This window comes from Polycladidibacter hongkongensis (assembly GCF_001561995.1).
GTDB lineage: Bacteria > Pseudomonadota > Alphaproteobacteria > Rhizobiales > Stappiaceae > Pseudovibrio > Pseudovibrio hongkongensis.
In genome coordinates this window covers 32,193-53,808 of record NZ_LLWC01000009.1, presented here as the reverse complement: position 1 = coordinate 53,808, position 21,616 = coordinate 32,193, and the positions used below count along the sequence as shown (strand labels likewise).

The following is a 21,616-nucleotide window of genomic DNA, read 5'->3' as shown; positions in this document are numbered from 1 at the left end:
AGTGTTGTATTGGGTTAATTGGCAAGTACACTTACGGCTTAATCGTAGGTTTAGGAGCCAGGCTTGACTCAATCATCGACGCCCCCCTCTTTTCAGGATCCTCTCGGGACCGCCTTAAACTGGCTAATCACTGGCCGGAAGGTTGCACTTGCGACCGTGCTGGAAACTTGGGGCTCCGCGCCGCGGCCAGTGGGATCGCATCTGGTGATTGATGGAGATGGTAACTTTGAGGGCTCTGTCTCCGGCGGTTGCGTTGAGGGAGCTGTGGTGGCAGAGGCCGTCGAAGCTTTAGAGGATTGCAAGCCTCGACGCCTTAGCTTCGGAGTCGAAGATGAAACAGCTTGGCAAGTCGGGCTGTCCTGCGGCGGCAAAATCAGCGTTTTTATTGAACCCTTAGGCACAGGGCAGCACCGCGACATGCTGGCGGCGCATCAAGCTGCAAAGAACGCGCGACAACCAAGCGGCTTTATCATTGATACTACGAGTGGGCAGCGTGCACTCTATGATGCAGCCAAGCACGGCGCGGCGCTAGAAGCCTTTAACAGTGCCTGCAAAAGCGGGCGCAGTGGATATGCGTTCCCAGGCTCCTTTGAGTTTCTTGAAATCCATGTGCCAGAGCCACGGCTTGTAATCATTGGCGCTGTACACATTGCACAAGCGCTGGTTCCAATGGCGCAGGCGGTTGGACTTGACGTGAGCGTTGTCGATCCACGAAGTGCATTTGCCAGTCCGGCACGGTTTGGTGATTGCCAGCTGTTGGCAGCTTGGCCGGAAGACGTGCTTGATACGCTTAAGCTTGATGAATACACCGCCTTGGCTTGCCTTAGTCATGATCCCAAGATCGACGATTTACCCCTCATAGCTGCATTGAAGGCCGGTTGTTTTTATGTGGGCGCCCTTGGAAGCCGCCGTACGCACGCAAAACGGCAAGATCGATTACAGGCAAAAGGTATTGATGCGAAAAACATTGCAGGCATAAAAGCCCCTATTGGCCTAGACATAGGTGCTGCCACTCCGCCTGAAATTGCAGTTGCTGTGATTGCGGAAGTGATCGCAAGCCTACGACAGCAGCCATTACAGGAGGCGTAGAGATGTGGTTTGGTCCGATTGCACTGGATGAAGCAGAAGGGTGTATTCTCGCGCACTCGCTGCAAACCTCGGAGGGCCGCGTGCGAAAGGGTCGCGTGCTCAGCGCGAGCGATATAAGCCTGTTGCGCCGGGCCGGTATTGCGCAGGTTGTTGCCGCAAGGCTTGCTGCGAATGATGTCCACGAAGATGACGCGGCAGAGAGGATCGCACGTGCGGCGGCTGGGGCTCATGTACGCGTGAATGAGCCGTTTACAGGGCGCGCCAACCTCTATGCGCAGACGGCTGGGTTGGTGAAAATCAACAGGGGTCGCGTAGATTCTGGCAATCAGGTCGACCCTGCCATTACGCTTGCTACCAAAGAGCCCTTCACACGCGTAGAAGAAGGAACAATGATCGCTACAGCTAAGATCATTAGCTATGGTGTTTCTAGCGCCGCAATCGAGCGCGCACGCCTTGCCTTTTCCGGGGCGGTAGAAATGTGGCCATTTCATGCAAAACGTGTTGCCCTTGTGGTTACGGCGCTTGAAGATGCAAACGAGAAACTCACGACGAAAAGCCTAAAGGCGCTGGAAGCTCGCTTGGCGCGCTCTGGTTCCATACTCATCGGGGTAAAAGCCTGTCGGCATGATGATGAAGCGCTGAGCGCTGCTCTTAAAGATGACATGATGCGTGTGGCGGACATTATTGTTGTTTTCGGAGTCAGCGCGACAAGTGATATCACAGATATCATTCCTGCTGGCATCTGCGCAGCGGGCGGTGAGATTGTTCACTACGGTATGCCAGTAGACCCCGGCAATCTCCTTGTGCTTGGCAAGCTCAACCAACAGGATGTGATTGGCGCGCCAGGCTGTGCACGCTCTGTTCAGATGAACGGCTTCGATTTTGTGCTCGATCGTCTGCTGTGCAACATTGACGTAAATACTGAAACCATACAGGCGATGGGTGTAGGCGGACTTTTGAAGGAAATTGTTAGCCGACCTCAGCCCCGTAACGCGAGAGCTGAAAGCGTTGATCGCGAACGTGCGGCAGTCGATGGAATCATTTTGGCAGCCGGGGCCTCGCGAAGGAGCGGCGCACATCACAAGCTACTTGCAAAAAAGGATAGTAAGGCAATTATTCGTCTGGTCGTTGAACAGGCTTTGGCAAGCGACTTACGCAGTGTGCACGTAGTAACAGGGAATGAAGACAAAAGGATTCGAACTATATTGAGCGATCTTCCTGTCATCTTGCATCAAAATAGCGCAGCGCAAGAAGGAATCTCATCTTCGATTCGTGTAGGACTAAAAGGCATGATTGCAGAACCTGATGCCTGTGTGCTGCTGCTTGGCGATATGCCAGAGATTACTGCAGAGGATATTAACCGCCTAATTTCCGGCTATGATCCAGCAAATGGACAGCTAATTGGTGTATCCACTTGCGACGGCAAGCGTGGCAACCCAGTCCTTTGGTCATCGCGGTTCTTTTCTGCGCTTAGCCAGCTACAAGGTGATATTGGTGGTAAGCAGTTGATTTCAAAAAGTAAAGAAAGCACTTACTTCTGCGAAATTGGTAAAGGTGCGCACCTTGATCTCGATGATGCGGAAGAACTTAGCCGATATGGCGCTACATTTGGCAGCTATTCAATGAAGACGATTAAAGATTATTAGATCCAATTCTACAGCGCTACTTAAGTTCTGATTAAGAATATTTTTTCATTTGTAGAATTTTTCTCTGGAATTTTCAGAGGTCAGGCTTTAGTCTAGGCGGGTCGACGTGATGCATACATCAAGTATTTTCCACGTTGAACACCCCACGGATTATCAAGGAATTCGCAGAAGCGCAGCGGTTTCGCCGCTTGCTTGCACATTGCGTTATCCTTAGACGACAAAGGAAAAAACAATGCCTGCACCAATGATGCCACGTGCTGGTCAATGCAAATGGACTGAAGGCGATAGTGGCTCCTACTGCTTCCCCTGCACCAACAAAGCCGTTGAAGGTGGTTCTTACTGCGAAGATCACCGCAAGATCGTGTATGAAACACCTGAGCAACGCAAAAAGCGAGCAGAACAAAACAAATTTGTGCCGAATAAACGGCAAATTGCCGCTTAAGGTCCAACACTCCCCCACACAAACAAAAAAGGCCCCGCAAAGCGAGGCCTTTTTGTTTGTGTACATTGCTGCACGCCTATGCAGCCGCAACTGCCTGTTCAACCTCGCGAAGCTGCGAAACGACCAGATCCGCCTTCTGCCGGGTTTCATCTGTTTTAGCATCTGCAGCATCTTCCTCAGCGTTTTTGATCTGCTGAGCCAAAAACTCTGCGTTGATCTCGCTCATAGGAATAGCTTCTTCAGCCAACACAGTTGTGCCAGATGCAGAAACATCAGCAAAACCGCCCCTTACGAAGTATTCGAAGGTTTCCCCATTGTCGCTGAGTGCCTTAACAACACCTGGACGCATGGTAGACAGAAACGGCGAGTGACCGGCACCAACACCGAACTCCCCTTCTGCGCCGGGAAGGACCACGGAGGTCACTTTTTCCGACAACAGCAGGCGCTCTGGCGAGACCAGCTCGAACTGAAATGCTTCAGCCATGTTACTCATCCTCTTAGCGCCAAATCAGGCGGGTGCAGAACACCACGCCCGAGATGCATTGGTGATTAGGCAGCTTCAGCAGCCAGCTTTTCAGCTTTCGCGATGGCTTCGTCAATAGACCCAACCATGTAGAAGGCGGCTTCTGGCAGGTGATCGTACTCACCACGAACCAGACCTTTGAAGCCTTTAATGGTATCTTCCAAGTCAACCAGTTTACCTGGGGAACCGGTGAATACCTCAGCAACGAAGAACGGCTGGGACATGAAGCGCTCGATTTTACGTGCACGTGCCACTGTCAGGCGGTCTTCTTCAGACAGTTCGTCCATACCAAGGATGGCGATGATGTCCTGAAGCGACTTGTAGCGCTGCAGTGTTTCCTGAACCTGCGTCGCAATGTTGTAGTGCTCTTCACCAACAATACGTGGATCAAGCATACGCGAGCTGGAGTCAAGCGGGTCAACAGCTGGATAAATACCCTTTTCAGAGATCGCACGGTTAAGAACCGTCGTCGCATCCAAGTGGGCAAAAGTGGAAGCTGGTGCCGGATCGGTCAAATCATCTGCTGGTACGTATACAGCCTGCACCGAGGTAATAGAACCTTTGGTTGTGGTTGTAATACGTTCCTGCATGGCGCCCATGTCGGTTGCCAGAGTAGGCTGGTAGCCCACAGCAGAAGGAATACGGCCGAGAAGCGCGGACACCTCAGAACCTGCCTGAGTAAAGCGGAAAATGTTGTCCACGAAGAACAGCACGTCCTGACCTTGGTCACGGAAGTGTTCCGCAACGGTCAGACCGGTAAGCGCCACACGTGCGCGGGCCCCTGGGGGTTCGTTCATCTGACCGTAGATCAGTGCAGCTTTAGAACCTTCGCCGCCCTTTTCTTTGTTAACGCCAGATTCGACCATCTCCCAGTAAAGGTCGTTACCCTCACGGGTACGTTCACCAACACCGGCAAATACGGAGTAACCACCGTGGGCTTTCGCCACGTTGTTGATCAGCTCCATAATCAGAACGGTTTTACCAACACCCGCACCACCGAAGAGGCCGATTTTACCGCCCTTTGCGTAAGGCGCGATAAGGTCAACCACTTTAATGCCGGTCACCAGAATTTCAGCCTCAGTGGACTGTTCGGTGAAGGCAGGAGCGTCCTGGTGAATTTCGCGGGTTGCTTCATGAACAATCGGGCCAGCCTCATCAACAGGCTCACCGACTACGTTCATGATGCGGCCCAGAGTACCGTCACCTACTGGCACAGCAATGGCGGCGCCGGTGTCACGGACTTCCTGACCACGAACCAGACCTTCGGTCCCGTCCATCGCAATGGTACGTACTGTGTCTTCACCCAAATGCTGGGCAACTTCCAGAACCAGACGGTTACTACCGTTTTCTGTTTCCAGAGCGTTCAGAATAGCAGGCAGGTGGCCGTCGAACTCAACGTCGACAACAGCACCGATAACCTGCTTGATCTTCCCGACTTTCATGTCAGCCATCGCTTAACATCCTCGTCTCAAATCGGTCAGAGCGCTTCAGCGCCCGAGATAATTTCGATCAGTTCCTTGGTGATCTGGGCCTGACGCTGGCGGTTGTAGCTCAGGGTCAGTTTATCGATCATCTCACCTGCGTTGCGGGTCGCGTTATCCATTGCGGACATACGCGCGCCCTGCTCAGAGGCAGCGTTTTCAAGGATTGCGCTGTAGATCTGAACCGCGATATTGCGTGGCAGCAGAGTCTCGAGGATCTCCTGCTCGCCGGGCTCATATTCGTACAGTGCGTTATCAGCGCCCTCTTCAGCCACTTCTTCTTGCGCCTCAAAGTGCGCTGGAACAAGTTGCTTTGCGGTAGGGATCTGACTGATCACTGATTTAAACTGCGCATAGAACAATGTGCAGACATCGAACTTCTCGTCTTCGAACATTTTCAAGACAAGTTCGCCGACTGCCTTTGTGTCTTTGAACTCAATGTTCTTTAGACCGCGCAGCTCGATTTTCTCAATAATGTGCTGTGCAAACTCGCGCTTGAGAGCATCATAGCCTTTCTTGCCGACAGTAATGATTTTTACATCTTTGCCTTCAGCAAGCAGCTTGTTGGCATGCTCACGCGCTAGTTTAACAATTGACGAGTTGAAGCCACCGCAGAGACCACGCTCTGCTGTGCAAACGAGGAGCAGGTGCACCTGCTCCTTGCCGGTACCCGTCATCAGCTTCGGCGCATCATCTCGACCTTGTACTCCGGCTGCCAGATTGCCAAGCACCGTCCCCATGCGCTGAGCATAGGGACGGGAAGCTTCAGCGGCCTCCTGAGCACGACGCAGTTTCGCCGCGGCCACCATTTGCATGGCCTTGGTGATTTTCTGCGTCGCTTTGACCGAAGCGATGCGGTTTTTTAGGTCCTTAAGGCTCGCCATGGGCGCCCCCGTTCCTTATCCGTTGCTTCGATTAACCGAGGGTCTTGACGTATGCGTCCAGAACAGCTTTCAGCTTTTCTGTCAGGTCTGCGTCCAGAGCTTTCTTCTCCCAGATAGCAGAGAGAAGATCGGCGTGTTCATTACGCACAAAGCGCAGCAGGCCATCTTCAAATTCACGCACGCGGTCTACTGGACGGTCGTCCAGATAGCCGTTAACGCCTGCGAAGATAACGACAACTTGCTCTTCAGTTTTCAAAGGAGAGAACTGAGGCTGCTTCAGCAACTCTGTCAAGCGGGAGCCACGATTCAACAGTTTTTGAGTGGTCGCATCAAGATCGGAACCGAACTGAGCAAACGCAGCCATTTCGCGGTACTGAGCAAGTTCACCCTTAATTGGGCCTGCTACTTGTTTCATCGCCTTGATCTGCGCGGAAGAACCAACGCGAGAAACCGACAGACCTACGTTCACAGCTGGGCGGATACCTTGGAAGAACAAGTCTGTTTCCAAGAAGATCTGACCGTCGGTGATGGAGATCACGTTGGTTGGAATGTAGGCGGAGACGTCGTTTGCCTGGGTTTCGATCACTGGCAGCGCGGTCAAAGAACCGGAACCGTGGTCTTCGTTCAGTTTAGCAGAACGTTCCAGCAGACGAGAGTGCAGATAGAACACGTCACCTGGGTATGCTTCACGCCCTGGTGGGCGACGAAGAAGCAGAGACATCTGACGGTAAGAAACGGCCTGTTTGGACAGGTCATCATAACCGATCACAGCATGCATGCCGTTGTCGCGGAAGAACTCACCCATGGTGGTACCCACGAACGGTGCAATGTACTGCAGAGGTGCTGCGTCAGAAGCTGTTGCGGCGATAACTATGGAGTATTCCAACGCGCCGGCGTCTTCCAATTTCTTAACGAACTGAGCAACTGTAGAGCGTTTCTGACCAACAGCAACGTAGATACAATAGATCTTGTCTTGCTCGTTGTTAGAAGCGTGCAGCGGCTTCTGGTTCAAGAAGGTGTCGAGGATGATCGCGGTTTTACCGGTCTGACGGTCACCAATTACCAGCTCGCGCTGACCGCGGCCGATTGGGATCATCGCATCGATGGCCTTAAGGCCTGTCGACATAGGCTCATGAACAGACTTACGAGGCAAAATGCCTGGAGCCTTCACGTCCACGCGACGCATTTCAGAACCTTCAATCGGGCCTTTGCCGTCGATTGGGTTACCGAGCGCGTCTACAACACGACCGAGCAAGCCTTTACCAACTGGCACCTCTACGATGTTGCCGGTACGCTTTACTGTGTCACCTTCAACAATGCCTTTATCGCTACCAAAAATAACGACACCGACGTTGTCACTTTCAAGGTTGAGTGCCATCCCCTGGATGCCACCAGGGAACTCAACCATTTCACCCGCCTGGACGTTGTCCAGACCGTAAACGCGGGCAATGCCGTCGCCTACAGAAAGAACCTGACCAACTTCGGAGACAGAAGCCTCCTGGCCGAAGCCTTTGATCTGGTCCTTGAGGATGGCGGAAATCTCCGCGGCCCGAATATCCATCAGCCGACCTCTTTCATCGCGAACTTAAGAGAGTTAAGCTTCGTGCGCAGCGATGTGTCCACCATGCGGGAGCCGATCTTAACGATCAGACCACCAATCAAGGATGGATCAACTTTTGCTGCGATATTCACGTTCTTACCTGTTGAAGCGTTCAATGCTTCTTTCAGGGCTGCAATATGCTCACCGGATAGTTCCGACGCACTGGTTACTTCAGCAGTAACTTCACCGCGACGCGCAGCGAGCTGCGCACGGAAACCGGCAATCATACTTGCAATCGCAAAGAGCCGCCGGTTAGTGGCGACAAGCTTTACAAAATTTGCGGTCAGGCCAGTGATACCGGCCTTGTCCATTATTGCGGAAATGGCTTTTGTTTGCACTTCCGCGCTGAATACGGGGCTCTTGACGAGACGGTCTAGATCTTCACTCTCCTTAAGAAGAGCTTCTAATTGATTAAGGCCAGTCTCAACTTCAGCCAAAGCGCCCTGCTCTTCAGCAAGGTCGATAAGGGCAGAAGCATAGCGCAAGGCCACGCCTGAAATGAGAGATACGTTGTCAGTCACAGGATCCGTGCTCTCCGGCGCACTCAAGTGTTCAAGGCAAGCTATTGACCCACCCCCAACGACCTGAAAAGTCGCGTCTAATTCAATGTGGAAGACACAGCCAGAACAGCTGTATCCATAAAGCCGCGCTCCGCATAGCACAGCGATAAGACGCTTGCAATACGGACTAAGTACGCCCTCATGCAAGTTAAGCCGTCAAATAAGAGCAAATGACTACAAGAAACTCTGGGGATCGATATCTACCTGTACGCGCAAGCCCCGAGTTGGTGGCGGTGCAGATTGCAACCAGCTACGCAGAAACCCTTGCAAATCAAAGGCTCTACGGGTCATTACTAACAATCTAAAACGGAAGCGACCACGCACTTGTGCCATTGCGGCCTCTGCCGGGCCTAGAATTGTAACTTGCTCACAAGCGGGTGCAGATTGTGCAAGAACTCTTGAATATTTTTCCGCCCACAGCCTGTCTTCTGCCGAAATAATAAGCGCTGCAAGGCGTCCGAATGGCGGTAATGCTGCATTTTTTCTCGACTCAGTTTCTACGGCGTAAAATGATTCTGGGTTTCCGCTCAATAATGCACGTATGACAGGCTGTTCTGGATTATAGGTTTGCAAAATACCGACACCCTTGCCGTGGATTCGCCCCGCACGGCCAGTAACCTGCGCCATCAGCTGATAGGTTTTCTCTGCAGCTCGCGGATCGCCATTGGCGAGGCCGAGATCCGCATCAATCACGCCGACAAGTGTCAGCTGAGGGAAGTTGTGCCCCTTGGCAACTAGTTGCGTGCCAATAACGATATCAACCTCGCCATCTTCTACCAGCTTCATTTCTTTGGCTATGCGCTCGGCTCCGCCGCCCATGTCAGACGATAGAACGAGCACCCGCGCCTCTGGAAAGGCATCTATAACCTCTTCTGCCACGCGCTCAACACCCGGACCGCAGGCAACAAGCGAGTCTGCTCGCCCGCACTCGGGGCAGGCCGGGGGTGTTGGTTGTGAATAGCCGCAGTGATGACAGACCAATTTGCCTTTAAAGCGGTGCTCTACGAGCCATGCCGAGCAGTTTTCGCAGTGGAAGCGGTGCCCACATGTTCGGCAGAGTGTTAAAGGGGCATAGCCACGCCGGTTTAGGAACAACAGGGCCTGATCGCCATTTGCCAATGTTTCCCGCAGGCGGGTCATAAGTTGCGGTGCAATCCACTTGCCGCGCTCTGGCCCATCGACCCGCATATCAATGCTTGTCAAAGTTGGCAGGGCAGCTCCGGACGCTCGCTCTGGCAGGCTCAGCAGTCGATATCGACCCATTTCGACATTAATTCGCGATTCAACTGTCGGCGTTGCGCTGGCAAGGACAACGGGAAAGGCACTGATATGGCCAAGGACAACTGCCATGTCACGCGCATTATAGGGAACGCGGTCATCTTGCTTGTAGGCGCCATCGTGCTCTTCATCAACCACAATAAAGCCGAGCTGTTTAAATGGTAAGAAGAGAGCTGAACGGGCTCCGATGACAACTTTTACCTCGCTGCTTGCGACGCCGCGCCATGTCTGCGCTCGGCGACGACCTGGCACTTTTGAGTGCCACTCTGCAGGCTTGGTACCGAACCGCTCCTCGAAGCGTTCCAAGAGTTGGGCAGTGAGCGCGATTTCCGGCAAGAGAATAAGGGCCTGTTGCCCTTGCCGCAGCGCTTCAGCTATGGCCTCGAAGTACACCTCGGTTTTTCCAGATCCGGTGACACCATCTAGCAAGAAGGCCGTGAACCCCTGACCTATCTGCTGTGTAAGAATGCTGGACACCTCTCGCTGCTGCTCGGTTAGCTGTTTGCCCGGCCGCGTTGGGTCAGGCACCGGCAGCGGCTTACTTGCTATTTCAATGTCCTGCAGCACCCCTTGCTTGCGCAAACCGTCGACAACAGAGGTGCTTACGCCAGCGGCTTCTGCGAGCGCGGCCTTTGTCCACCCCATACGGTTCGCAGCGATTTCAAGAACGGCTTTGCGCGCAGCAGTGATACGATCTGGTTCGCTCTCGCCATCCCAAAGAACGCCTGGAACCGGTCTTTCTGGCTCAAGAGCTTCTTCAGACCTAAGTACCATGCGCAGTACCATACCCGGTGGGCTCAGGGTCCATGCCGCAACCCAATCAACAAAACGGCGTATGTTCTCACTCAGTGGCGGGCAGTCATAAACATGGATGATTTCGCGTAGTTTTTTCGGGTCTAACGAAGTATCTGCTTCGCCCTCCCAAACGGCACCAATAACCAACTGTCCACCTAGTGGAACTTTGACAACTGTACCGGGCTCAAGATGAAAGCCTTGAGGCACCTTATAGGAATAGGTTTTGTCGACAGCAACGGGCACCATTACCGGCACAATTTGCGCCCGATGTTGCGACGCGCCTGCGCCGTTTTCTACCTCGAAGATGTCTGCCTGCTCCATCTACACGTGTTCCTTATGTGCGCAACCGCAGTTTGGGGCTGTCTCATTGTGCGGTACTGAGCTAAACATTGATCAACAAAACCAATTGGGTGCTAAAATCTAGCGCCATTCCAGAGTGTAGGCAGCAAAAACAGGAGCCGACAAGATGAAATTCTTCGTTGATACCGCCGATACCGCCGAGATCAAAGAGCTTGCAGCAACCGGCCTTTTGGATGGGGTGACCACCAACCCATCCCTTATTAAAAAGTCCGGCCGTGACATGAAAGAGGTTATCGCAGAGATTTGCGCTCTTGTGGATGGCCCTGTGTCCGCTGAAGTCGTAGCTATGGACTACGAAGGGATGCTGAAAGAAGCGGACGAGCTGATTAAAATTGCCGATAATATCTGCATCAAGTTGCCACTTACGTTTGAAGGCTTGAAAGCTTGCCGCGCGCTGGCTGACAAAGGCGTGCAGACCAACGTGACGCTTTGCTTCTCCGCAAACCAGGCACTGTTGGCAGCAAAAGCCGGGGCAACTTTCATCTCGCCATTCATCGGCCGCTTGGATGACATCAACATCGAAGGCATGGACCTGATCGCTGAAATCCGTCAGATCTTTGATAATTATGGCTTTGGCACCGAAATTCTCGCAGCGTCGATCCGCACCGCAAATCACGTAAAAGATTGTGCGCTGGTTGGCGCGGATGTGGCAACAATTCCGCCATCAACTCTCAAGGGGCTGGTGAAGCACCCGCTGACAGACAAAGGTCTTGAAGCCTTTATGCAAGATTGGGCTGCAACTGGACAAAAGATCGTCTAGGCGCTTTACATAGAAATCAGCGCTTTAAGCGTCGAACTACTTACTCCTAAAAGGCTGGCTTTTGTCAGCCTTTTTTGATGCAATGCTCATAACATCACCCTCACACTGAAACTTTATTCACATTTTTATCATTAATTTCAAATAGTTATAGATATTTCCTTAGATCGACGCAAACTTTTGTAGATTCGTGTTTTTGGCTGGATTGCGTTTATTTTCGATAAGCAGCAATAATTTGTGATCCCGCTCTGGACATGTGTTGACGCATTTATTCGACATATTGAATTTGCGTTAGATTTTCTTTTAGTTTCCTGCGTTATCTGCCAATCAGTTTTCCGTGCGCTCAGCGTCGTGGGGATCTTTGCGCTTGGCGCAAGGCCGGCCTGTCACAACGCGGAGGCAACGATAAAAACACCCATGACATGCTGGACCACGTTTTGAAGCATATTTACCGCCTTCTTGCCTATCTCTTCGCTTTGACCATTGTTGGCAGCAGCTCCGGCAGTTATGCCCAACAGAAGTCGATCAGCTTCAGTGGTGCAAAGCGCTTACTTGAACAGCGTGTCTATGCCGATGCATCGGTGCGCCACAGCTTTTACTGTGCTTGTGCTTTTGACTCAGATAAGCAAGTTGCACCTCAGCAGTGCGGCTATGAATCACGTAAGAATGAGAAACGCGGCAAGCGCATAGAGTGGGAGCACATTGTGCCAGCTTCCCGCTTTGGCCAACCGCTCAGCTGCTGGCGCGAGGGGCATGATGACTGTGTCAGCCGCTCGGGCCGTAGCTACAAGGGGCGTCGTTGCTGCGCAAAAGTAAATGCCAGCTTCCAGCGAATGGAAGCGGATATGCATAATCTGGTTCCCGCCGTGGGCGAACTAAATGGCGATCGGTCGAACCGGCCACTTGGCGAAGTGGCCGGTGAGCAGCGCAGTTATGGTGCCTGTGATTTTGAGGTCGACTTTGCAACAGATGTAGCCGAGCCACGCGCGGCGGTGCGCGGCGAGGTGGCGAGGGCTTACCTTTATATGCGCGCAACTTATGGTTTGGCGCTTACAGATGCTGAAGCTGCTCTTTATGAAAGCTGGTCTGCTGCCGATCCAGTTTCGCCGGAAGAGCTGCGCCGAAACCGTTTAATCTTCGAGCTACAGGGCAATATTAATCCGTTTATCGCACCGGGTTTTTAGGGACTTGGCGCTGCCCAGCCGACTGGAAGAGAGCCACAGCAATCACCACCATTGCAGCTGAAAAGGGAAACGCCGCTGGCATGGCCTCTCCAAATGCGGCGACTGCAATGACAGTGCCAACGAGCGCGGCAACCGAGCCTATTTGGCTGAGATACACAGCACCAGCGAGCTTTTGCAGCGCGAAGTAAGCGAGGTAGAGCGCGCTATAGGCTGCAAACTGGAGCACAAACAAGAACAACACTGGTTTTGTCGCAATGCCTTGGAGCTGTCCGGCATCTAAGCGCAGAAGCGCAAGTGGTGCCATCAGCACACCTCCAAAGAAGAGCATAGCACCAGCAAGCGAGATAGGGCTACGACCTTGCGGCCAGCGCAAACTCCGATAAATATTTCCAAATGCAATCAGAATAGGTGCTATGGCAGCAACTATAGCCCACTGCGCATTTTGTGGGACGAGCGCTGCTTTTGATGCTACCAACATAGTGCCTGCTACTAGCCCCAGCGTAACCGCGCTGGCACGGCGCGCAGAAAAACGCTCGATCTTGAACAGCAGCGCCAATACATAGGTCAGCAAAATTGGGAAGGCGAGCGTGAAGGAAATATAACCGACGCCCACGTGTGAGACTGCAAGAAAGCTCAGCATATTTGGCAGGACAAACAATGCGCCTGCGCAGAAACCATACTCGAGAAAACGCCGATCCGGGCGTAACTTTCCCTGTTGCAAACGCGATAACAAAAGCAGAAACGCACCCGAGCTGGTAATTGCCAGAAAGAGTGTGATGAGAGGATCAATGCCGTTTGCAATTGTCATTTTGCCAAGAATGACAGTTAGTGCGATCATTGATCCGACAAAAAGCAACAGCACGAAAGGAATTATTCTTGCAAAAGCAGGCGCTGGCTCTCCCGCTGCATGCAAGTTTTGATTTATGGTCATACTGATATCTCGTTATGTTTCACAGAGAGCACTATCTAGATATCAAGTATCTTAATGTCAAGATAAATAGGTGAACCTTGAGCCGAGCAAGCAATGCAGTCAAACAATGGACCCGTGAAAAGCCAGAGGCAGAATTGCTGCCGATGGAGACAATTGGCCTGCTGAGTGAAGCATTTACGCTCATCGTCCGTGGCAGAATTGAAAGGTTGTTTGCCCAGCATAAACTGAAGTCTGGTGAATTTGATGTGCTGGCAACATTGCGCCGCGCTGGCGCGCCATTCACACTAACGCCAACGCAGCTTTACGATACCCTTATGATTTCCTCGGGCGGAATGACAAATCGGCTCGACCGACTTGAGAAAGCAGGGTATCTGCGCCGCGAACCTAATCCAGAAGATCGTCGTGGAACACTGGTCGCGCTTACTGATGTAGGCCTTGCTTTGATAGAACATTTGTTTGATCTGCACCTAGCGAACGAACAACAAGCCCTAACAGCACTGAGCGAGGATGAGCAAAGGCAACTGGCCGGTTTGCTACATAAGCTTGTCGAGGCACAGGGGAATGAGTGAATCTACGGTTCTCATCACCCATAGGCCTGATGTTGGCGCTGCACTGGATGATTGGCTTACGCATTTGGGCAGTGAGCGCAGGCTTTCAGATCGCACATTGATCGCTTATGAGCGCGATGCGCGGCAGTTTCTCGGCTTTCTTGCCGAGCATTTGGCGGCGCCCGTCCGCCTGATAGATTTGGAAACACTAAAGCCGGCAGACTTTCGCGGCTTTCTCGCAAGGCGTAGACAAGCGGGTACGCAGACACGCTCGCTAGCGCGCAACCTCGCTGGTGTGCGTTCTTTTCTGTCGTTTCTCGAGCAGCAAGGGCTGGCAAATGCTGCAGGTGCCTCTGCTGTTCGGACACCGCGACTGCCGCGTAGCCTCCCAAAGCCGCTAGGCATCGAAGAAGCACGGGCCGTGGTGAGTCAAGACCTGAACTTTGAGAATAGCGAGTGGGTCGGCGCGCGCAACGCAGCAGTGTTTACGCTGCTGTATGGCTGCGGATTGCGCATTTCTGAAGCGCTATCGCTCACACGGGAACAGGCACCGCTGCCGACGGCAAAGTCCATGCGCATCCTTGGAAAAGGCAACAAGGAACGTGTGGTGCCACTATTGCCCGTGGTTGGTGAGGCCGTTGACCACTACATTCTGCTATGCCCACACCATCTGGAGGCAAATGCCCCCCTATTTCGCGGTGTTCGCGGCGGCAAACTAAACCCACGTTTGATCCAGCTTGCCATGCAAAAGTTGCGCAGCGCTTTGGGGCTGCCTGATACAGCGACACCGCATGCGCTGCGTCATTCTTTTGCGACGCACTTGCTTGTCGGCGGCGGAGATCTGCGCTCCATTCAGGAGTTGCTTGGGCATGCCAGTCTTTCTTCCACGCAGATTTATACCGAAGTCAATGCCGCGCAGATTCTCGATGTCTACGACAAGGCGCAACGACGCAAGTAGCATAAGCGCTCCCTCGATATATGTGCGTTGCGGATTCTTTCCGAGATAGACCGCTTGCACGTTTTTATAAAGCCGCCTAGCCTGCTTTTGTGACACGGGGTGCCCTCCTGATGGGGAGTGGCTGAGACTATACTCGTAAAACCTGATCTGGATAATGCCAGCGAAGGGAGCGCTCACACTGCATCGGCTGTGCTTGCCGGTGTGATAGATGCTTGCTCCCCGCATGGGCGGAGGACACTATGAACTTAATTGACAACGCCAGTCAAACCCTTGCCGAGCTGCGCAAGGCAGCGCCTCTCATTCACAATATGACCAATATTGTTGTGGCCAATACCACAGCAAATGCGCTGCTTGCCATTGGTGCATCGCCCGCAATGGTGGATGATCATGAAGAGGCACCGGAGTTGGCCCGTGTATCAGGCGCGTTGGTGGTAAATGTGGGCACTGTTTCCCGTTCCCAGGCAGAAGCAATGAAGCTTGCCGTTGCAGTGGCAAAGGAAGCTAGCGTGCCATGGGTGCTTGATCCTGTTGCCGTTGGCGCGCTGAGCTTCCGCACCCAACTGGCCAAAGAACTGCTGGAGCATAAGCCTTCGGTTATTCGCGGGAATGCCTCTGAAATAATGGCGCTTGCCGGTGTTGCCGTTGGCGGCAAAGGCGTAGATTCCACCAATAGCTCTGATGAGGCGCTAGCAAGTGCAAAAGCATTGGCGGCAAACAGCGGCGCTGTTATTGCAATCTCGGGTCCGACTGATTTTGTCTGTGATGGGGAGCGAACCGTAGCCATTAAGAATGGTGATGCGATGATGCCTTATGTGACCGGCCTTGGCTGCACTGCAACAGCGCTTACCGGCGCAACACTTGCTGTGTGCAAAGACCCGCTGTTGGCGGCAGCCTATGCGCTACTTTATCTTGGCATTGCCGGCGAAGTGGCTGCGCAGGATTGCAGCGGCCCGGCAAGCCTGCAACTCGACATCATAGATGCTCTTTACCATTTGGATGAAACCATCTTGCATGAGAAAGGGGAGGCTTGCTTTGTCAGCTAATCCTATTGATCTTTCCGTTTACCTTGTGATTGGCCCGCAGGATTGCGGGTCACGCTCTCCGCTGGATATTGTCGGCGAGGCAGTACAGGGCGGAGCGAGTGTGGTGCAGCTGCGCGACAAATCTGGCAGCACGCGTCAACAGATTGAGTTGGCGCACGCGCTGCTAAATCTAACTCGCCCTGCTGGTGTTCCCCTGATCATCAATGACAGGCTGGACGTGGCGTTAGCGGTAGATGCTGATGGCCTGCATGTCGGGCAAGAGGATATGGAGGCGGCTCAGGCACGCGCCTTGCTGGGGCCCAAAAAGTTGCTTGGGCTTTCCGTTTCATCACAAGAACAACTAGATGAGGCCCCGATGGGCATGCTCGATTATCTAGGTATCGGCGCTTGTTATGCAACTGGGAGCAAAGATAATGCTGTTGCGCTCGGGCTTGATGGTTTTGCCAAGTTGACCGAACAAAGCACCCTACCAGTGGTAGGAATTGGCGGGATCAGTATCGAGCGTGCCAGAGATGTCATCGCCAAAGGCGGGCAAGGCGTTGCGGTTATTTCTGCTATCTGTGCGGCTCCCTCTCCATTGCAAGCGACACGCGCAATGGCGGAAAAAGTGCGCAAGCTCTAACGCCCCCTATATATTGTTGGTTTTTCCCTGCGGATCCGCTAGGCTTTTGGCAGATCCGCAGGGGAGTTACTGGTGAGGGGCTGATGAGGATTGCTTTCAAACACGTATGCATTGCTGCTGTGCCTGTGGTTCAGGGGATGTTTCTGGCATTGGCAACGCTTCCTGTAGACGCCGCACCCTGCCCACCTTTTGAGGCTGGCACTTGGATTAACAAGGCCGCCGATGCAAAAGAGCCAGCACGCGTAGAAATCGAAGTCGATTGCAGCATCAAGCCAGTGGAACTAAAAGCACGCGTCTTTACACGTTGCGCGCCGCGTGATTGCAAATGGGGCTGGACATCGGCGTACAGACGACCAGACGGCGTGTTAACGGCTGAGTTTTCGGGCTTTTTTTCGCGCAAGGAATTAACAATGCGGCCTCTTGGCAACCGCCTAGAGATATCTGTTTACACGCATTTTGAAGACGGGAAACGCCCTAGCGCGTATCGCAGCTATAAACTGGAGCGCGACTAACTGGCAGCACGATCCCCATTGGCGAGCACCTGCAAGATCTGCTGGGAAGCAGTGCCATCACCATATGGATTTTTCGCCTGTGCCATGGCTTTATATGCTCCCATATCACTCAACAAATGATTGACCTCGGAAACGATGTTTTCGGTGTTATTGCCAAGCAGCTTTGCGCAGCCTGCCGCGATGCCTTCAGGTCGCTCGGTTACATGTCGCAGGACAAGGATGGGCTTGCCCAGGCTGGGCGCTTCTTCCTGCACTCCACCTGAATCCGTAAGCAGAAAATGGCAGCTACTCATCAATTTGACAAAGGGTTGATAGTCCAATGGCCCCGTTAGTAAGACATTGCCGAGGCCAGAAAGATTGCTTTCTACCACGTCTTTGACGTTGGGATTCATATGAACCGGTAGAATGAAACCGAGCTGGGGATACTGTTCAGCCAGCTGCTTTAGCGCGGCGCAAATGCTGTTTATGCCGTCGCCATGATTCTCCCGTCGGTGCACTGTAACCAGCACATACTGGGGAAAGCTTTCTAAAAACAACTGAATTGGATGTGCCAGCAAGCTCTCGTTGTTTCTAACCTTTTGCACTGTGAGGAGTAGCGCGTCGATACCGGTATTGCCGCATGTCGTGATGTTGTTGGCGGAGACACCTTCACGCAAGAGGTGATCTCTGGCCAAAGTGGTTGGAGCGAAATGATAATCCGCCACAAGGGACAGGACTCTACGGTTGAACTCTTCCGGGAAGGGTTCGTGAATTGTATTGGTTCGCAAGCCTGCCTCGACATGCGCCACTTTGATGCCTCGGTAAAACGCTGCGACCCCACCCACCAAAGCGGTGGTCGTGTCACCTTGCACAACAACAATGTCTGGCTGGTGCTTTTCAAAGTATTGGTCAAGGGCAGAAAATAGCGCGCCGCTAAGCGAGCCAAGTGTTTGGCCTGCACGCATGAGCGCCAAGTCATCATCGGGTGTGATTGCGAAATCGGCAAGAGCTTTATCCAGCATCTGCCGGTGCTGTCCGGTTGACAGAAAACGACACTTAAAATGGGGGCTTTGCTTCGCCGCAAGGTATAACGGCGCCAGCTTAATACACTCTGGCCGTGTGCCTGCGATGATAAGGAGCTTCTGCAAGGTTTACGATCTCTATTTTATTATTGTTTCGTTGGATCTCCAGTTTGATGAGTGCTCGAGATGTAGAGCTCGTTAAATACAGGCATAGTACGCGCGCTTCTGCCCTTGGGCATTAAAACTAAGCGAATGAAAAGTAACCGCAATTCAGAGAATTCGGACCATTGTAATTCGCCATTAAGCTTTTAAGGGGGCCGTGCATGCAGCGACTTTTTCTAAGGCTGGACAAGAAAAAAGGGAGCCAATGGCTCCCTTTTCTTTTTATTCGTATCAACCAATCTCACATGTGAATTGGTTTGGCAAATGTTGCCAGTGCCGCTTCTTTTACGGCTTCCGACATGGTCGGGTGTGCATGGCAGGTGCGGCCCAGATCTTCCGAAGAACCGCCGAATTCCTTCAGCACGCATGCTTCGTGGATCATTTCGCCAGCACCATGGCCCACGATGTGAACTCCGAGCACGCGATCAGTTTCTTTGTCTGCGAGCACTTTGACAAAACCGTCCGCTTTCAGCATCGCTTTCGCGCGGCCATTGGCCGAGAATGGGAACTTGCCAGCTTTATAGGCAATGCCCTCAGCTTTTAGCTCTTCCTCGGTTTTGCCAACGGAGGCAACCTCTGGCGAAGTGTAAACGACGCCCGGGATCACTTCGTAGTTCACATGCCCAGCTTGACCGGAAAGGATTTCCGCCAGAGCCACGCCTTCGTCTTCGGCTTTGTGCGCCAACATTGGGCCTTTGATTACATCGCCGATTGCGTAGATACCATCTACATTTGTCTTGTAGTGGGCATCGGTTTCAATACGGCCACGCTCATCAAGCTTTACACCCGCTTCTGCAAGGCCGAGGCCTTCTGTGTAAGGACGGCGGCCAATGGCAACCAGCACAACATCAGCTTCCATTGTTTCAGCCGCAGCTTCGCCGGCGGCGGGTTCTACGGTGACTTCAAGGGCCTTACCTTTTTTGCCAACGCCCGTTACTTTGGATGAAAGCTTGAACTCCATGCCTTGTTTTTTCAGCATACGCTGGAACTGCTTGGAAACATCTCCGTCCATTGGGCCGAGGATTTTATCCATGAACTCAACAACGGTAACCTTAGAGCCAAGACGCTGGTAGACAGAACCAAGCTCAAGGCCAATTACGCCAGCGCCAACGACCAACAGGCGGCCCGGCACTTTATCCAGCTCGAGTGCGCCAGTGGAGGAGACAACGGTTTTCTCATCAATCTCGATGCCCGGCAGCGGCATCACATCAGAGCCAGTAGCAATGACGATGTTCTTGCACTCGACAATCTGGCTGGACTTGTCTTCGCCCATAACTTCGACCTTGCCTTGTGCAAGGACGCGGCCCGTACCAGTGAAGACGTCAATCTTGTTCTTCTTAAACAAGTAATCGATACCGGCGGTGTTGCCTTCAATTACTTTGTCTTTGTGGGCCTGCATGCCCTTCCAATCAACCTTCGGCTTGCCGATTTTAATGCCGAGAGATTCGAAGGAATGATTGGCTTCCTCAAACATTTCAGAGGCGTGCAGCAGCGCTTTGGAAGGAATGCAACCAACATTCAGGCAGGTGCCGCCATGGCTCTTACGTTTTTCAACAACGGCAACTTTCATACCGAGCTGGGCAGCTTTTACAGCGCACACATAACCACCCGGGCCAGTACCGATTACAACGAGATCGTAGGACATTTTATCCTCAATAGCTTCTTAAGGGCGCCGCTCGCATTGTGCGCCAGATATTAAAGAGTTTGTGCCCGACGCGTGGCGCCGGGCACTGATGCTTTCTTAAAGATCCAGAACCAGACGCTGCGGATCTTCCAGGCTCTCTTTTACGCGAACAAGGAAGGTTACAGCCTCTTTGCCGTCAACGATGCGGTGATCGTAGGACAGCGCCAGATACATCATTGGGCGGATAACGACCTGACCATTGATTGCAACCGGGCGTTCCTGAATCTTGTGCATGCCAAGAATACCGGATTGAGGCGCGTTCAGGATTGGCGAGGACATCAGCGAGCCATAGACACCACCGTTGGAAATGGTGAAGGTGCCGCCCTGCATGTCAGCCATAGACAATTTGCCATCACGGCCCTTACGGCCGAGGTTACCGATTTCTTTTTCGATATCCGCAATGGACATTTGGTCTGCATCGCGGACAACCGGCACAACGAGGCCTTTAGGCGTCCCAACTGCCACACCAATATGCGCGAAATCCTTATAGATGATGTCGGTGCCATCGATCTCAGCATTTACGGCCGGGATTTCTTTCAAAGCGTGGGTAACCGCTTTGGTGAAGAAGCCCATGAAGCCCAGCTTGACGCCGTGTTTCTTCTCAAAGATGTCTTTGTACTGCTTGCGCAGGTCCATGATCGGCTTCATGTCCACTTCGTTGTAAGTGGTCAGCATAGCCGCTGTGTTCTGGGCATCCTTCAGACGGCGCGCAATAGTCTGGCGCAGCTTGGTCATGCGTACACGCTCTTCGCGTGCTTCATCCGCAGGCGCAGAAGGTGCACGAACAGAAACAGGAGCGGCGGCAGCTTGTGGAGCAGCAGTTGCGCCAGCTGCAACAGCAGCAATCACATCGCCTTTCAGCACCTGACCGCGCTTCCCAGAACCGGCAACTTGATCAGCAGAGAGGCCTTTTTCTGCCATCATTTTGGCAGCAGAAGGAGCCGCTGGCATGGAAGAAGCAGGAGCAACAACAGCTGCTTGTGGGGCAGGAGCCGCAGCAACAGGGGCTGCGGCTGCGCCTTCACCTGCCGCAATCTTACACAGCACCATGCCCGGGTTAACAGTGGCGCCGGTGGCTTGCAAAACTTCAACAATTTTACCAGCAACAGGGCTTGGCACCTCCTGCGCGGCCTTGTCTGTTTCCAGCTCAACAAGAATGTCGTCGGCTTTAACACTGTCACCAACTTTAACAGACCATTCGCCAACTTCAGCTTCGGTCACGCTTTCACCAGCGGTTGGGACAACCACTTCAACAAGTTCAGCAGCTGGCGCTTCCGCTTTCGCAGCTGGTGCGGCGGTAGGAGCAGCGGCGGCAGCGCCTTCTGTCAGACTGCCCAACAGCGCACCAACTTCTACGGTATCACCTTCTTTCACCACAACCTCGGCAAGAGTGCCAGCAGCGGGTGCAGGCACTTCTACGGTTACTTTATCGGTTTCCAGCTCAACGAGCGGCTCGTCGGCGTTTACGGCGTCACCCGGCTTTTTAAACCACTGCGCAATGGTTGCCTCGGTCACGGATTCGCCCAGGGTGGGTACTCTGATTTCCGTTGCCATTT

The 21,616-nt window shown here is 53.0% G+C and carries 20 protein-coding genes and 1 riboswitch; of the genes, 10 read left to right on the top strand and 10 right to left on the bottom strand.

Translation table 11 applies throughout. The features are described 5' to 3' along the window. Positions 1 to 63 precede the first annotated feature (63 nt). The 3 genes from AYK82_RS03525 to AYK82_RS03515 all read left to right on the top strand — a co-directional run bounded on the left by AYK82_RS03525 (position 64) and on the right by AYK82_RS03515 (position 3,177). Positions 64 to 1,089 (top strand): XdhC family protein, encoded by a 1,026-nt coding sequence (locus AYK82_RS03525; protein WP_068311433.1) that lies wholly within the window; start codon positions 64 to 66, stop codon positions 1,087 to 1,089. A gap of 2 nt (positions 1,090 to 1,091) precedes the next feature. Then, on the top strand, positions 1,092 to 2,735 hold the full coding sequence (locus AYK82_RS03520; RefSeq protein WP_068311432.1) for an NTP transferase domain-containing protein: 1,644 nt from the start codon (positions 1,092 to 1,094) through the stop codon (positions 2,733 to 2,735). A gap of 232 nt (positions 2,736 to 2,967) precedes the next feature. Continuing rightward, a complete protein-coding gene (locus tag AYK82_RS03515; RefSeq protein ID WP_068311431.1) occupies positions 2,968 to 3,177 on the top strand; it encodes a hypothetical protein in 210 nt (69 codons plus the stop codon). 76 nt (positions 3,178 to 3,253) lie between these two features. Here AYK82_RS03515 and AYK82_RS03510 read toward each other — a convergent pair whose 3' ends face one another. The 6 genes from AYK82_RS03510 to AYK82_RS03485 form a co-directional block, all read right to left on the bottom strand. Continuing rightward, a complete protein-coding gene (locus tag AYK82_RS03510; protein ID WP_068311430.1) occupies positions 3,254 to 3,661 on the bottom strand; it encodes a F0F1 ATP synthase subunit epsilon in 408 nt (135 codons plus the stop codon). A gap of 65 nt (positions 3,662 to 3,726) precedes the next feature. Then, complete coding sequence (atpD, locus tag AYK82_RS03505) at positions 3,727 to 5,151, bottom strand: F0F1 ATP synthase subunit beta (protein WP_068311428.1); 1,425 nt, start codon at positions 5,149 to 5,151, stop codon at positions 3,727 to 3,729. 26 nt (positions 5,152 to 5,177) lie between these two features. After that, positions 5,178 to 6,065 (bottom strand): F0F1 ATP synthase subunit gamma, encoded by an 888-nt coding sequence (locus AYK82_RS03500; RefSeq protein WP_068311426.1) that lies wholly within the window; start codon positions 6,063 to 6,065, stop codon positions 5,178 to 5,180. Between the two features lie 31 nt (positions 6,066 to 6,096). Next, positions 6,097 to 7,626, bottom strand: a complete 1,530-nt coding sequence (gene atpA / locus AYK82_RS03495) for a F0F1 ATP synthase subunit alpha (protein WP_068311421.1) — start codon at positions 7,624 to 7,626, stop codon at positions 6,097 to 6,099. Continuing rightward, positions 7,626 to 8,186, bottom strand: coding sequence for a F0F1 ATP synthase subunit delta (locus AYK82_RS03490; protein ID WP_082733744.1), 561 nt, complete (start codon positions 8,184 to 8,186; stop codon positions 7,626 to 7,628). The genes atpA and AYK82_RS03490 overlap by 1 nt, the downstream gene beginning before the upstream one ends. A gap of 213 nt (positions 8,187 to 8,399) precedes the next feature. Next, positions 8,400 to 10,619 (bottom strand): primosomal protein N', encoded by a 2,220-nt coding sequence (locus AYK82_RS03485; protein ID WP_082733717.1) that lies wholly within the window; start codon positions 10,617 to 10,619, stop codon positions 8,400 to 8,402. Positions 10,620 to 10,764: 145 nt separating this feature from the next. Here AYK82_RS03485 and fsa point away from each other — a divergent pair, with 145 nt between their 5' ends. Further along, positions 10,765 to 11,418, top strand: a complete 654-nt coding sequence (gene fsa / locus AYK82_RS03480; protein ID WP_068311417.1) for a fructose-6-phosphate aldolase — start codon at positions 10,765 to 10,767, stop codon at positions 11,416 to 11,418. 434 nt (positions 11,419 to 11,852) lie between these two features. Further along, positions 11,853 to 12,599 carry an endonuclease gene (locus AYK82_RS03475; protein WP_208976368.1) on the top strand — a complete coding sequence of 249 codons (747 nt, stop codon included), beginning with the start codon at positions 11,853 to 11,855 and terminating at the stop codon, positions 12,597 to 12,599. Here AYK82_RS03475 and AYK82_RS03470 read toward each other — a convergent pair. Next, positions 12,580 to 13,530: a DMT family transporter gene (locus AYK82_RS03470; RefSeq protein ID WP_068311415.1), complete on the bottom strand. Its 951-nt coding sequence runs from the start codon at positions 13,528 to 13,530 to the stop codon at positions 12,580 to 12,582. The two genes, AYK82_RS03475 and AYK82_RS03470, sit on opposite strands and share 20 nt — an antisense overlap. 77 nt (positions 13,531 to 13,607) lie before the next feature. Between AYK82_RS03470 and AYK82_RS03465 the strand changes: the two genes are divergently transcribed. The 5 genes from AYK82_RS03465 (at position 13,608) to AYK82_RS03445 (ending at position 17,213) form a co-directional block, all read left to right on the top strand. Next, positions 13,608 to 14,099 (top strand): MarR family winged helix-turn-helix transcriptional regulator, encoded by a 492-nt coding sequence (locus tag AYK82_RS03465; protein ID WP_068311413.1) that lies wholly within the window; start codon positions 13,608 to 13,610, stop codon positions 14,097 to 14,099. Next, entirely contained in the window at positions 14,092 to 15,036 is a 945-nt protein-coding gene (locus tag AYK82_RS03460; protein ID WP_068311411.1) for a tyrosine recombinase XerC, read from the top strand. Before AYK82_RS03465 ends, AYK82_RS03460 begins: the two co-directional genes overlap by 8 nt. Before the next feature lie 85 nt (positions 15,037 to 15,121). Further along, positions 15,122 to 15,223, top strand: a riboswitch (TPP riboswitch). 52 nt (positions 15,224 to 15,275) lie between these two features. Next, positions 15,276 to 16,079: a hydroxyethylthiazole kinase gene (gene thiM, locus AYK82_RS03455; protein WP_068311409.1), complete on the top strand. Its 804-nt coding sequence runs from the start codon at positions 15,276 to 15,278 to the stop codon at positions 16,077 to 16,079. Then, the gene (thiE, locus tag AYK82_RS03450) at positions 16,069 to 16,701 is read left to right on the top strand and encodes a thiamine phosphate synthase (RefSeq protein WP_244265708.1); all 633 of its coding nucleotides are present in this window, start codon (positions 16,069 to 16,071) and stop codon (positions 16,699 to 16,701) included. The genes thiM and thiE overlap by 11 nt, the downstream gene beginning before the upstream one ends. A gap of 83 nt (positions 16,702 to 16,784) precedes the next feature. Further along, entirely contained in the window at positions 16,785 to 17,213 is a 429-nt protein-coding gene (locus AYK82_RS03445; protein WP_068311403.1) for a hypothetical protein, read from the top strand. Here the strand turns inward: AYK82_RS03445 and wecB are convergent. The 3 genes from wecB to odhB form a co-directional block, all read right to left on the bottom strand. Continuing rightward, entirely contained in the window at positions 17,210 to 18,340 is a 1,131-nt protein-coding gene (gene wecB, locus AYK82_RS03440) for a non-hydrolyzing UDP-N-acetylglucosamine 2-epimerase (protein ID WP_068311401.1), read from the bottom strand. The two genes, AYK82_RS03445 and wecB, sit on opposite strands and share 4 nt — an antisense overlap. A 277-nt stretch (positions 18,341 to 18,617) precedes the next feature. Continuing rightward, complete coding sequence (lpdA, locus tag AYK82_RS03435; protein ID WP_068311399.1) at positions 18,618 to 20,021, bottom strand: dihydrolipoyl dehydrogenase; 1,404 nt, start codon at positions 20,019 to 20,021, stop codon at positions 18,618 to 18,620. A 96-nt stretch (positions 20,022 to 20,117) separates the two neighbouring features. Further along, on the bottom strand, positions 20,118 to 21,614 hold the full coding sequence (odhB, locus tag AYK82_RS03430) for a 2-oxoglutarate dehydrogenase complex dihydrolipoyllysine-residue succinyltransferase (protein WP_068311397.1): 1,497 nt from the start codon (positions 21,612 to 21,614) through the stop codon (positions 20,118 to 20,120). Positions 21,615 to 21,616 lie beyond the last annotated feature (2 nt).